Source organism: uncultured Clostridium sp. (assembly GCF_937920395.1).
Lineage (GTDB): Bacteria > Bacillota > Clostridia > Clostridiales > Clostridiaceae > Clostridium_AD.
Genome location: NZ_CALEVF010000252.1, coordinates 1 through 14,525, shown reverse-complemented (window position 1 = coordinate 14,525; position 14,525 = coordinate 1). Strand labels below are relative to the sequence as shown.

The 14,525-nt window shown below is 27.8% G+C and carries 12 protein-coding genes; 6 read left to right on the top strand and 6 right to left on the bottom strand.

All coding sequences use genetic code 11. From position 1 onward, the window contains the following. Positions 1-208: 208 nt before the first annotated feature. Positions 209-1,567 (bottom strand): MATE family efflux transporter, encoded by a 1,359-nt coding sequence (locus Q0649_RS16565; RefSeq protein ID WP_298844591.1) that lies wholly within the window; start codon positions 1,565-1,567, stop codon positions 209-211. Between the two features lie 162 nt (positions 1,568-1,729). Further along, entirely contained in the window at positions 1,730-2,605 is an 876-nt protein-coding gene (locus tag Q0649_RS16560) for a hypothetical protein (RefSeq protein ID WP_298844589.1), read from the bottom strand. 290 nt (positions 2,606-2,895) lie between these two features. Here Q0649_RS16560 and Q0649_RS16555 point away from each other — a divergent pair, with 290 nt between their 5' ends. Beyond that, on the top strand, positions 2,896-3,504 hold the full coding sequence (locus Q0649_RS16555) for a sugar transferase (RefSeq protein WP_298844587.1): 609 nt from the start codon (positions 2,896-2,898) through the stop codon (positions 3,502-3,504). A 113-nt stretch (positions 3,505-3,617) separates the two neighbouring features. Here Q0649_RS16555 and Q0649_RS16550 read toward each other — a convergent pair whose 3' ends face one another. Continuing rightward, the gene (locus tag Q0649_RS16550) at positions 3,618-5,165 is read right to left on the bottom strand and encodes a hypothetical protein (protein ID WP_298844586.1); all 1,548 of its coding nucleotides are present in this window, start codon (positions 5,163-5,165) and stop codon (positions 3,618-3,620) included. Positions 5,166-5,352: 187 nt separating this feature from the next. On the opposite strand from Q0649_RS16550, the gene Q0649_RS16545 reads away from it, so the two are divergent. The 5 genes from Q0649_RS16545 to Q0649_RS16525 are packed head-to-tail and all read left to right on the top strand — an operon-like array spanning position 5,353 to position 11,687. Further along, entirely contained in the window at positions 5,353-6,471 is a 1,119-nt protein-coding gene (locus tag Q0649_RS16545) for a glycosyltransferase family 4 protein (RefSeq protein WP_298844584.1), read from the top strand. Next, entirely contained in the window at positions 6,468-7,616 is a 1,149-nt protein-coding gene (locus Q0649_RS16540; protein WP_298844581.1) for a glycosyltransferase family 4 protein, read from the top strand. The genes Q0649_RS16545 and Q0649_RS16540 overlap by 4 nt, the downstream gene beginning before the upstream one ends. 13 nt (positions 7,617-7,629) lie before the next feature. Next, positions 7,630-8,805, top strand: coding sequence for a glycosyltransferase (locus Q0649_RS16535; protein ID WP_298844579.1), 1,176 nt, complete (start codon positions 7,630-7,632; stop codon positions 8,803-8,805). After that, positions 8,798-10,138, top strand: coding sequence for a hypothetical protein (locus Q0649_RS16530; RefSeq protein WP_298844577.1), 1,341 nt, complete (start codon positions 8,798-8,800; stop codon positions 10,136-10,138). Before Q0649_RS16535 ends, Q0649_RS16530 begins: the two co-directional genes overlap by 8 nt. Before the next feature lie 10 nt (positions 10,139-10,148). Next, positions 10,149-11,687: a lipopolysaccharide biosynthesis protein gene (locus Q0649_RS16525; protein ID WP_298844575.1), complete on the top strand. Its 1,539-nt coding sequence runs from the start codon at positions 10,149-10,151 to the stop codon at positions 11,685-11,687. Positions 11,688-11,728: 41 nt separating this feature from the next. Here Q0649_RS16525 and Q0649_RS16520 read toward each other — a convergent pair whose 3' ends face one another. The 3 genes from Q0649_RS16520 to Q0649_RS16510 form a co-directional block, all read right to left on the bottom strand. After that, entirely contained in the window at positions 11,729-12,076 is a 348-nt protein-coding gene (locus tag Q0649_RS16520) for a hypothetical protein (RefSeq protein WP_298844573.1), read from the bottom strand. Between the two features lie 324 nt (positions 12,077-12,400). Next, the gene (locus Q0649_RS16515) at positions 12,401-13,543 is read right to left on the bottom strand and encodes an acyl-CoA dehydrogenase (RefSeq protein WP_298844571.1); all 1,143 of its coding nucleotides are present in this window, start codon (positions 13,541-13,543) and stop codon (positions 12,401-12,403) included. Positions 13,544-13,593: 50 nt separating this feature from the next. Further along, positions 13,594-14,525 (bottom strand): FAD-binding oxidoreductase (locus Q0649_RS16510; protein WP_298844569.1); only part of this gene is annotated, 932 nt, incomplete at its 5' end.

Sequence of the window (14,525 nt, the reverse complement as noted above, 5' to 3'; positions counted from 1 at the left end):
TAAATAACTATAAACAATTTTAAAATAAATAGTTGACTTTAACTAGCTGGTCTATTTTTTATTATTAAAAATTACTAAATAGGATACCATTATATATGATTCGACATAAATAATCTATATGTTTATAGTCTATATTTATAATCACATATTATATTAATTGATTTAAGAAATATCGTTGCTACTTGTCACACTTTATTCCCACATTATACTACATAATTTCCCGAGCAATAATTTGATTTTTATTCCACCTTCCGGACCTCAGGTATATTATACACATTACAAGTGATGCAAATGTCGCAAGAGGCGATGCAAACCCAATTGCGTACAATGTGATACCTGCCATTTTACTTAAAACAAATGACAATGGAATACGAATAAAAAAAGTAGCAATTAGACTGTGAATCATTGGGAACAAAGAATTGCCACACCCACTAAAAAACGAATTCATACAAAATACAAAGCATACCAAAATACAGTCAATACTATATGATTTCAGATATAATGCAGCCATTCTTATCACCTGAACATCCCTCGAAAACAGTGCTGTCATCGACATTGGATTAATTTGTACATATATATAGCATATTATCCCTATCATTAATGAACATCCCATTCCTATATACAAACACTGTTTCGATCTTTCCTCTTTTCCTGCCCCCATATTCTGAGCTGTCATTGCTGCAATTGCTGAAGCAAACGCAATAGTTGGAAGCATTGTAAATACAATTATTTTTTCTACAACACCTACTGATGCAGAAGCAGTAAGCCCCATTACATTTATAACCGCTGTAATTATTATAAAAGAAACATTAATTAAACCATCCTGCAGTGCTATTGGCAATCCTAGCTTAAATACTCTCTTTGCTTTACCAGGTTCAAGTTTAATATTACTGCGATTAAACTCAAAAACAAAACCTACTTTTTTTATATACATGATCCCAATTATGAAACTTATAGCTTGAGCTAATATAGTGGCAATCGCTGCTCCTGGTGCACCCATATGTAAACCACCAACTAATATTAAATCCACAACAATATTAGTTACGCAAGCTACCATTATAAAGTATAATGGTGCTTTTGAATTACCTAACCCTCGCAGAATACCACTTAAGACATTATAACCAATAATAAATGGTATACCATAAGAACATATTAAAATATATTCTTTTGTGTATTTAAATGCCTCTGCTGGTGTATTCATTAAACTTGTAATAGTACCTGTTAGTAATACCATAATTACTGTCAAAATAGTGGCCATTATAGCAAATATACAAATTATAGTTCCAATTGACTCTGCAATGTCTTTGTATCTTTTTGCACCCAAATAGCTTCCAATTATAATTGTACCTCCTGTGGTAAGTCCAAGAATAACTCCTGTAATTGTCTGCATAATCTGACTTCCCGTTGCCACCGCAGCAACTTGGGCAGAATTATCAAACTGACCAACAACTAGCAAATCTGCTGCGCCATAAAGCGCTTGTAGCAAACTTGCTAATAAAAACGGGAATGCAAATTTTAATAGTGTGGGGATAACCTTCCCCTTCGTTAAATCGTTATGTTGCTGCATAAATATATAACCCTCCTAACATAAAAAATGCTGGGTAAGACAGTTGATTTTACCCAACCATCTTATCCAGCATATAGTTATCTATATACCCTCCGATGAACCTATTAACCCTATCATATACAAAAATTATTGTCAAAACATAAAAATCCACTAATTTTTGACTTAAAAAGAATTTATACTAAGTAAATTTTCTTTTGTTTTAAGATAATTTACTGGATTTAAATAATCTTTTTCACGAACCTCTATGGTTATAGGACAATCATATTCGTATTTATGATATAAATACATTATATCACTTAATAACTCTAAATCTTTTCCTTCAATAAATCCTATACCATGGTTGTTTTTACCGTAACCATTATCCCCTAAATTAGCTAAGTGAATTAACATTACATTTTTTTTGTTCCATTCAAAAAACTTATCAAGTGTTATTGATATTTTACAATATTCTAAAAGCTTTATAGTGACCAAAGCGTGACAAGTATCCAAAACCGTTCCAATTTTATCTTTAAATCCATATTTATCTATAAAGTAATCAACATACATACAGTTATCATTCAAGAAACCATTTCTTCCATAATACCCTTTATAATTGTTAGCTAAGGGAATTATATTTTCTATAGCAATTAAGATGTTGGGATACTTGTTAAAAACATCAAATAAAACATTATCTATAAGTGCAATTTTATTTAAATTGGTTATATCTTGATTAAAATTCATTGAACTATGAACAATAACCATTATATTTTTATTAAATTTAATACCTACCATATTCGCTAACTCACAAGTCTTAAAAAATACATCTTTTTTTATCTTATCATAAAAGTCATCAATTTCTACATCTTCCCCATCTACTAACGGGGTATGAATTATGCTCACGTCTAATTCAGAATTAACTATCATATTAAAATATTGCATTAATGATATTTCATTACTATAAAATTCTTTAAGTAACTGAATTTCAATATTATTTTCGTTTAATTTTTTCCTTACAATAAAGTTTTCCTTTGATAAACCACTTTTCATCAATATTTTCATATTGTTTATTCAGCTCCTTTCAACTGTAATTTATACTACCTAAATCATTCATTTCACTAAACAATCCATATTAATATTAACATAAACACCCTATTTTGTATCATTAGTGTTTAAAATCATATTCACTTTTGATATTATTTTCTCCCAATTGGTGCTTTATTTATTATGCTTTTTTAATAAATAAAATACACCGCTTATATAATTCCTTCATATAGTACATTGAAAATATATAATTTTAAAACTAATTAACTTGTTAATATCTATATTAATTTAAGCTTACAACAAGGTAGGTGAATATAATAAAAAAGTTAAACAATATAAAATTTTACGATGTTTTTAAAAGACTCTTAGATATTATTTTATGTATCATTGCTGCTATAGTTGCCGTACCCGTAATCGTAATTACCTGCATTTTTGTTATTTTAGAATCAAAAGGAAACCCTATTTATTCACAAGAAAGATTAGGTAAATTCGGAAAACCATTCACACTATACAAAATAAGATCTATGAGTTGTGATGCTGAAAAAAATGGACCACAATGGGCTGGTATAAATGATATAAGAGTAACTAATATAGGTAAGTTTCTACGAAAAACAAGAATAGATGAACTACCTCAACTTTACAACATTTTAAAAGGAGATATGGATATAGTAGGTCCTAGACCAGAAAGATCTATATTTACTAATGAGTTTGAAAAAAGTATTCCAGGATTTATGAATAGATTAAACGTTAAACCAGGTCTTACAGGACTTGCACAGGTTAATGGAGGATATGATCTAACTCCAAGTGAAAAGCTACATTGGGATTTAATATATATTAAAAAAAGAAATTTGTGGACAGATACAAAAATAATATTTAAAACTGTATTAGTAGTATTTAAGGGACATGGTGCAAGATAATTAAAGGATTAGGTTTAATCCTTTAGATAAGACAGAAAAGATACCAAAGGAACAATCTTATGGTATCTTTTCTGTCTTTGACTAATATTGTCTAATTAAACTCTTTATTTAAATTAATAAATATAAACATCACAAATTACATTAACACTAGCCGTAAGAAAAATATTATAATTTGTTCCTACTGCAGATTCCCAAACTGTAGCGTTTCTCTTTGGTACTATAATAACCATAGAAGGTATTCGGTTTAAATTATGTGGTAATGTTGTTTGTCTTATTCCAATTGTAGTTGTTATTTTCTTATAGGGTGTAATAACATGGTTTATATCTTCCATAAAAGTTTCATAATCAATAACGTCATAGATTGCTCTATCTTTTGGCCCCATTCTCCCTATCTTATTTCCATCAAACATACAATCTTTTGTATACACTGGTTCATAACTAGCAAAAACTCCATACCATTGTAACTTTGTTGTTCTTGTATCTGTTGCTATACAAGAATCAAATTCTAATTTAGCATGATTTAGTAATGAAAATCCTGAATAATTAATACCATTTCTTACATTGTTATCTTGAGAAACACATGAAAAAAATGTAGCTATATACGCTGTTGGTGTTTGAAATGTTGAATTCCAACCATTTAGCCCATTTAATTTAGCAATACAGTTATACCATGTGCCTGCATTACATCTAAAGCCATTTGAGTTATAGTTTTGGGCAGTAGCATTTGTAACAATTAAATTATCTACATAAACATCATTTGGACTTTCAAATCCATTTTCAGTAATCCCGCCTCCATCACCAATAAAATTGGTGATAAAAACATTTTTAATACTACCACTTGGAGCATCTGTGTTGTAATACAAATTAATTCCACCAAAGCTTGCACTAATATTGCTTATAGATATAGTATCTGCATAACATCTTTTAGGATTCAACGTAACTGCTGAACCATTTAAACTAATAACCTTATTTATAACTATATCTTGAAAAGCCATGATTCCGTTTGGCATAACATCTATATCGCTTTCAAGGACAATACCAGTGCCTTGCTCACAATATATATTTTCAACTAATAAATCTATACAAGATTCACAAGCAATTGCTCCCCAACATCTTGTTCCAAAGCTTTTAATGTTTGTTATGATTCCATGCATTGGATAAACAATTCTAGTACCATAACTTCTAATTACTTCAACAGTATAACCAAGTGATATATTTACACCAATAACATTATCAATTTGAAAATTAATAGCACCACTAACAAATATCCCATTACAATTATTCCCTTTTGGGATATTGCTTGCATCTATAATAAGTCCATTTCCTTGAATCCCATAATAATCTACACTACCATCACTAGGTAAAAAATTGCCATCAAGACTACCAACTATTATCATTCTATCTGTATTAATACTATCAATTGGAAATTTAAGAATTGTTTTTGGAGCAAAACGCAATATTATATTAGCACCTTGGACTATATTTTTTGCTATATAAGTTTGTGAAGGTATATCTACTATACCACCTCCATTTGCTGCAACAGAATCAATCAATCCTTGTATTAATGAACTATCATCTGTAGATTCATTATCAATTGCTATTTCTAAACTACTGATTGACAACTCTTCCCTTCCAGATGCATCTTTAATTGTTACCTCCATTTCATCACCTCGTTATTTATAATATTCAAAGTTTATAAATTTGATAATTAGACTCAATATCAATTCTTAAAAATTATTATTACTCAGTACTTTTTAATAAATCGAATACACCTCTCATAAAAGTCCTTCATAGTATAGTACAAATGCATCATTAAAAAAATGATTTTAAAATGGACGGTGATATGTTATGAAAAAAATTTTGTTTACAGCTACCGTGGATAGTCATATATTAAATTTTCATCTACCTTACCTTAAATGGTTTAAAGAGAAAGGATATGAAGTTCATGTTGCAAGTAATGGAGAGTCAAAAATTCCTTTTGTAGATGTGAAACATAATATTCTATTTGAGAGGTCACCATATAGTATTAAAAATATAAGCGCATATATAAATTTAAAAAAAATAATAGATGAAAACAACTTTATTATTATACATTGTAATACACCTATCGGAGGCGTATTAACTCGATTAGCAGCAAGAAAAGCGAGAGTAAATGGTACAAAAGTTATTTATACTGCCCATGGATTTCATTTTTTTAAAGGTTCTCCATTAAGAAATTGGGTATTATATTATCCAATTGAAAAATGGCTATCAAAATACACAGACTGTTTGATTACAATAAATAAAGAAGACTATAAAATGTGCACCACTAGTAATTTTAAAGCTAAATCTATAAAGCTTGTAAATGGTGTTGGTATCGATTTGAATAAATTTCAAAATCAAACACTTGTAAAAAAAACTGAATTACGAAAAAAATATAGATACAAAGATAATGATTTTATTCTAATATATGTAGCTGAACTTAGCTATAAAAAACATCAAGATTTAATTATAGATGTGGTCAACTTATTATATGAAAAAATTCCCAATATGAAGTTTCTAATATTAGGTTCCGGAAAATTATCAAAGCAATACAAAAATAAAGTTAATAAACTAAATTTGCAGAATAATGTTCATTTTTTAGGATACAGAAAAGATATTTCAAATCTTATGGTTATGTCTGATATTGCTGTATCCTCTTCTAGGCGAGAAGGGTTACCTGTTAATATTATGGAAGCAATGGCAACAGGATTACCCCTTGTGGTTTCAGATGTTAGAGGCAATCATGATTTAGTTCATAATTGTGAAAATGGATATGTTGTTGGTATAGAAGACATTAAAATGTTTACTAGTTCAATTGAAAGCCTTTATAATTCAGAAGAATTAAGAAATAAGTTTGGTGAAAAGAGTCTTGAACTTATAAAAACATACTCAATTGAAAATATTATGAAAGAAATGGAGAAAATTTATATGGAGTGTATAAATTGAGGAGCTCAGAAGGCAAAAAAGGTATAATTTTTATTAGATCTAATTCCATAGTATCAGATTCAAGGGTGATAAAGGAAGCTGATACAGCACTAAAATGCGGCTTTAGAGTATTAATCTTAGGTTGGAACAGAGAAAAAAGAGAATTTAATACTCCAAAATTTCAATTAAATAATGGAATAGCGCAAGTTATGTTGTTCAATGTAAAATGTCGATATGGTGATGGTTTAAAAAGTTTACCTAAATTAATAATATTTCAATTTTGGATATTATATTCTCTATTTATAAAAAGAAAACAGTATTCAATAATGCACTCATGTGATTTTGATTGTGTAATTCCTTGTTTTTTAGTTAAAAAAATAATTAATAAGATACTTATTTATGACATTTTTGACTACTATATTCATTCTCACTATATTCCTGGTAAAATTCAAAATATAGTTGAACGGATAGATATAGGCATAATAAATTCTTCTGATGCTGTAATTATATGCAATGAAGGACGTTACAAACAAATAGAAAAATCTTCACCTAAAAGAGTTGAAGTTATTCATAATTCACCTAATTTAGAATTTACAAAAAGCAACACTAAATTGTGCAAAAGTTTAAATAAAAAGTTAAAAATAGTTTATGTTGGAATACTTCAAAATAATAGATTATTAATTGAAATATCAGAACTAATTGGCAATTACACTAACATTGAATTACACATAGGAGGTTTTGGTTATTTTGAGGATTATTTTAAATCATTATCAGTTAAATTAGATAATATATATTATTATGGACAGCTAAATTATAGCGATGTATTGCAGTTAGAATCTGAATGTGATGTTTTATTTGCAACGTATAACCCCCAAATTATAAACCATAGATTTTCTGCACCAAATAAAATATATGAAGCAATGGCTCTAAAAAAGCCTATAGTTGTATGTAATAATACTGGTGTTGATGAATTAATAAATAGATATGATATGGGACTATCAATTGACTATAAAGCTGAGGAATTTTTTCGCGTAATTTTGATTTTACAAAAGAATTTAAATATGAGAATAAAAATGGGTCAAAATGGTAGAAATGCTTATGATAAAGTATTTTCATGGAATATAATGGAACATAAATTATCGGCCTTGTATCTAAATCTAAAATAAGGGAGTGGAATATGTGAAAGTATTATTTACGGGTATAAATTTAAATACTGGTGGCATACAAACTGCTTTGATAAACACATTAAAGGAATTGAATAAAAATAGAAAAGATCTGGAGATTGATTTGTTTCTATTTTCTGACGATGGTGAATTAATGTGTGAAATACCTAAAAATGTAAATATTATAAAAAGTCATTATTTTTTAAATCTTGTAGGCAATTCATTTGCTAATGTAGTGAATACAAAAAATATAATGAAAATCTTTGTAAGAATAATTCTGATGATATTAGTTAGAATTATTGGAAGCGAGAGATTTTACAATAGAATATTTCTTATGGAAAATAAGTTTAATGACTATGATATTGCTATATCTTATTTTAATAGGGGCTGTAATCAATTTGTAGCTGATTTTATAGATGCTACCAGAAAAATAGCATGGCTTCATACTGATCCTGATAATGCTAAATTAAATAAGACCATTTGCTTAAAAACATATTCAAAATTTGACCATATTATATTAGTATCGAACGCCTGCAAGTCAAAACTTGATAAAATTGCACCTGAACTTAAATCAAAGACTTTTGTTGCATATAACCTGTTTCCAATTAACGAAATATTAAAAAAGTCAAAATTGTATGGTGTAGATTACTCAAAAAATAAAATAAATATTGTAACAGTTGCAAGAATAGATAACAGTACAAAACGAATTGATAGAATAATAGAGGTTTGTTGTATGCTCAAAAATAATAATATCACCAATTATAAATGGTACATAGTTGGTGATGGCCCAGATTTAAATATAAATATTACTTTAGCAAAAGAAAAACGAGTAAAAGAATTCATAGAATTTACAGGGAATAAAAGGAATCCATATCCATATATAGCTAATGCAGATTTGTTTGTATTAACTTCAGATTATGAGGGATATCCAATGGTTGTAGGTGAATCATTGATATTAAAAACGCCAGTTATTACTACAAATTATATTGCTTCTAAGGAGCAGATTCAAAATAATTATAATGGTTTAATTGTAGGTATTAGCGTGAATGAATTGTTTAATACAATATATAAATTAATTACTAATTCATACAAAATAAATATATTAAAAAATAATTTGTGTATTTCTAAGTTTTCTAATAAGTTAGCTCTTTCCCAACTAAATATTGTTTTAAAAGAGGTTCATAATGAATAATGAAACAAAATTTCCTTTTAAAACATTTTTTATAATTTTAATTGCTGTAGCATTAATTATCATTTATATGATGACTGGCAATAGAATTTTAGTGTTTTCTAGCTTTTTTATTATACTAATAGGTATGATATTTGATAAAGTTCAAAATAAAATATGTTACTTATTATTTTTTGTTTCATGGGTATACGTATTTAAATATGATTTAACAAAACAATCATTGTATTCATTTCTAGTAATTGCTTTTATTATAATTTGTTTGTTTATCAAAAAAAACATTTTTGATTTAGAGCTTTCACTTTCTTTTATTATCCTTACTATTTACGTATTTATTATAAGTTTTATATCAAGTGATTTTCAAATAATGGCAAATTTAAATTTTATATGTAACAACTGTATTATTCTTGTTTTTGCTTCTCTGAGCAAAAAAATCTCTAAAAATAACTATAAGAATTATTTTATTTTTTATGCAATGGGAGTAGGTTCCGCCGCTTTATTGGGTTATATAGGTCAGAATTTTATACAAATCAATAATTACTTAATAAGTATGCGTAGTGTTAATACTGTAATTGTAGATGGAGGTCTTATTACTAGAATCTCTGGACTTGATATTGATCCAAATTATTACGCATTACAAATACTTATGGCAATAAGTGTTTTAATGGTAATAAAACCTAAAAGAAAATTAAAAACATTAAAAAATACTTTTATACTAGTTTTGGTTGTGTTTGGTTTTTTGTCTTTATCTAAGATGTATTTAATTTCAATAATAATAATTATTATATTTTATATGCTGATATATTTTAAAAAGAGTATTTTTAAAGGAATTAAATATATTAGCTTTTTATCCATTTCTATAAGTGTAGCTTTAATGTTAAATTACAATTATTTTTATGATATATATTTTGTGAGATTTGTTGGTGGAAATGTTGACCTTTCTACAGTCACAACAGGTAGATCTTCTATTTGGCAGAATTATATTAATGAAATATTTTCAAATATTAAAACTTTATTTCTGGGACAAGGAATATCTAATTTTTTAAATTCAACGGCAGCACATAATGTTTATTTAAGCACATGGTATAAAATTGGATTGTTAGGTATTGTTATATACATGTTATATATTTTTAAATGTAATAAAAGTATAGCAAACAAAACTAAACATGAAACTAAAATAAAGTTTATTGATGTACGTTTGTTACCAATATATATAATTTTATTTGCTAATTTTGTATTAGATACATCCGTATTTTCTTTCTTCCCCATACACGTTTTATTAGCAATACTAGCTATAAATTATCCAGATGAATGTAGAAATCAAGTTAATAGTAAATGAGGGAATAATAATGAAAGTTAGACATGGATTTTACAATATATTATTTGGATTTATAAACCAACTAGTTACAATCGCTTTTGGTGTGCTTATACCAAGGCTTTTTATAGTAAGGTTTGGATCTGAAGTAAATGGGTTTATGGCATCATTACTTCAAATAATTGTATATATGAGTGTTTTAGAAGCCGGTGTTGGGGCAACTACTATTCAGTCACTTTACAAACCTATTGCTGCAGATGACAAAGATAGCATAAATAGTATATTATCAGCGACATCGAAATATTATAAAAAAACAGGAAAAATTTATTTACTAACTGTTGTTGCTCTATCAATAGTATATCCTTTATGTATTAAATCAAATATTGGTAACATAACTGTATTTCTAGTAATATTATTGACGGGTATGGTCGGTGTTATAAATTACTTTTTTCAAGCTAAATTTAAATTACTTTTAACAGCAGATGGGAAAGGATATATCATATCTAACATTGGTATTATTGTAACCATACTTACTAATATTATAAAAATAACATTATTAATACTAGGTTATAATCTAATATTAATTCAACTATCATATTTTATAATAAATCTTTTACAGATGTTTATGATTGGGATTTATATAAAGAGAAAGTATAAGTGGATTGACTTAAGCATAAAACCTAACTATTCTGCTTTATCCCAAAAAAACTCCGTATTAGTGCACCAGATATCATATATGATATTTAATAATACTGATGTATTTATACTAACTATTTTTTGTGGATTGAAAGTCGTTAGTGTTTATGTAATGTATAATTTAATATTTCAGATGATAAATAGTTTAATTTCAAACATAAACTCTGGTATTGTATTTATACTTGGTTCTACTTACTATGAAGATAGAATCAAATTTTTTAATTTATACGATTGTTATGAATTATATTATATGGCAATTGTATTTGCTTTATATTCTATAACATATATATTAATATTACCATTTATGAAACTTTATACAGCAGGAATGACAGATATAAATTATATTGATCCTTTGCTCCCTATTCTCTTTGTTACATTAAATTTGATGTCTTTCGCAAGAGCATCTGGTGTTAATGCTATAAATATTGCAGGCCATTTTAAAAAAACACAATATAGAGCAATTATAGAAGCAACAATTAATATTGTTATATCACTCATATGCGTAAACAAATTTGGAATATACGGAGTTTTAATAGGAACTATTACTGCATTATTATACAGAACAAATGATATAATAATTTATACAAATAAGTATATTCTTAAAAGAAGTTCATTAGTTACATATAAAAGATGGGCTGTGGATACAATTTTATTTTTAAGTATAGTCATTACCGGAAATAAATTTAATATATATCCTACATCATACATTAAATTTGCAATAACTACAGTTATTTTATTAATTATTATAGTTCCTACATTTTTAATAGTTGTATCTGTTTTTGATATTAAATCTTATAAACACACTTTGACTTATATAAATAAATACACTGATTTGTTGATTAATAAGTTTAAGCAAGTAACTAAAAAACAAGTCTAACATTAATTGTCAGACTTGTTTTTATTAATTTACTTTTTATGCTAATCATTTATAATGATTTTTTCTTTAATTTCTGAATTACCGTAATTATAACCCTCAACTAGTTTTATTCCTTTAAAATCTATATGGACTTTATCTCCATAAATTATAGTCACATTATTATTGTATTTAACACTATAACTTCCACTTTTTACAAACGCTTCTCTTTCTTCATATTTTATAAGCCCTAACTTTTTTAATTTCTTTAAATGAAAAACAAATTCTTGTATCTTATTTTCTGGATATTCCTCAGCCAAAATATAATTTTCGATCTCAAATGGCATTTCTGGCATCATATCTGCATCATAAATATCAATTAACATCTCACTTTCCAGTGCATTTAACTCCATATATTTCTTCCCCCGTTTTACTATATATTATCACTTACAATATTTCTATCGCCTTTAAACAGTATATTGTTAATATTCTACATTTATACCAATATACCTCTTTTTATTTGTAAATATTATAAATTATTTCTAAATGTATATAAGGTTGAACATCTTCCAAATACAAAAGAAGTTATTCATATATATATATATATAAATAACTCCACCTTTATAAAATTTTTCTTTTATAATCATGATCAGTTTTTTTTCTTATCTGCATTAAAAACAAATGATCAGGAAATTATCTTCCTGATCATCTGTTTTTTATTTAATTTTAGTTATCTATTATTTAACACCCATCCATCCAGCAATAACCATCATTTGAACTTCTGATGTTCCTTCATAAATTTCTGTTATTTTTGCATCACGCATCATTCTTTCAATTGGATAATCACTTGAATATCCATATCCACCAAATAATTGTAAACAACGTCTTGTTACATCGCTGGCATTTCTAGAAGCAACTAATTTTGCCATAGCCGCGAAATGTGTAAATCTTTCATGATTATCCTTTGCACATGCAGCTTGATATACTAAAAGTTTTGCAGCTTCTGTATTTGCACGCATTTGAGCAAGCTCAAATTGTGTATTTTGGAATTTTGAAATAGTACGTCCAAACTGAACACGTTCATTAACATATTTTATAGTTTCTTCTATTGCACCTTCTGCAATTCCAAGAGCTTGTGCTGCAACACCAATACGGCCTCCATCAAGAGTTGCCATTGCAATGTTAAATCCTCTACCTTCTTCTCCTAAAAGATTTTCCTTTGGAACTATGCAATTATCAAAGAATAATTCACATGTAGAAGATCCCCTAATTCCCATCTTTACTTCATGAGTTCCAACAGAAAAACCGGGGAAATCTTTTTCAAGGATAAATGCTGAAATGCCCTTTGTTCCCTTACTCTTATCTGTCATAGCAAAAACAATATATACGTCTGCAAATCCTGCATTAGTAATAAAGATCTTGCTACCATTTAATACATAATGATCTCCTTCGAGTACTGCAGTTGACTTTTGCATAGAAGCATCAGTTCCAGCAACAGGTTCTGTTAATGCGAAGGCACCTAATTGTTCACCGGAGGCAAGTGGTTTTAAATATTTCTCTTTTTGTGCATCTGTACCATATGTGTAAATTGGTGTTGCACAAAGACTAGTATGTGCTGAAACAATAACACCTGTTGTTGCACAAACTTTAGATAATTCTTCAACGCATTGTATATAACTTAATGTAGTCATTCCAGCTCCACCGAATTCTTCAGGAAATGGAATTCCAAGTAGACCCATTTCAGCCATTTTGGGTATGTTTTCTGATGGGAAACGCATACTTTCATCAATTTCTTTTGCGATTGGTTTTACCTCTTTTTCTGCAAAATCACGGTACATTTCTTGTAATTGTTGGCTATCTTCATCTTGTATAAAATTCATATTAATTACCTACCTTTCGTATTTTAAAAGTATTTTTCAATTGTGTTATATTAGTTAGCACCATCTATTGGAGCGCATACTTTACCTGGATTCATAATAGAATTCGGGTCAAAAGTTTTTTTAATGCCTTTCATTAATTCCATATTTACTTTTCCAACGCACTCTTCTAAATAGCTAATCTTTCCACTACCTATTCCATGTTCTCCTGAAACAAGTCCGCCACAATCTATTGCTTCTTTATAAATAATATCAAAGAATTTTTCAACTCTTATTTTAAATTCTGCTTCATCTAAATCATTACTACATTGGTATATGTGAAGATTTCCATCTCCTGCATGTCCAAAACTTCTAATAGTCAAACCACACTCTTCTCCAGTTTTATTTGCAAAAGCAAGATAAGAAGCAATTTTATTTATTGGAACTACAACATCACATTCATCTAATAATTTTGTTTCTGCCATAATTGCGTCTAAGAAACTAGAACGTGCAGCCCATGCATCTTTAATTTTTGCAGGTGTATCAGCTACAAGAACATCAATTGCTCCTGCTTCTAATACTATTTCACTTGCTTGTTCAATAAGATTATTTAATTCATCTTCGTCACTTGCGTCTATAGTAACAAGTAAATAAGCATTTGCAGTTACTCCATCAACTACTTGAGGGAATACACTTTTTCCAATAAATCTTTCACTAGATAAAACAATTTCTCTTTCCATAAATTCTAATGCTTGTGGATTCATGTGTTGCATTTTAAATTTAGGAACTGCAGAAATGCAATCATCTAGATTTTCAAAAGGAATAATTAAACTTGCAACTGCCTTTGGTGCTATCATAGTTTTCAAGGTAAGTTCTGTAATAATTCCAAGGGTGCCTTCTGAACCAATCATCAAATTTAAAAGACTGTAACCTGAACTTGTTTTTGATACCGTAGCTCCAAATTTAGTAATTTCTCCTGATGGAAGAACAACTGTCATTGCACGTA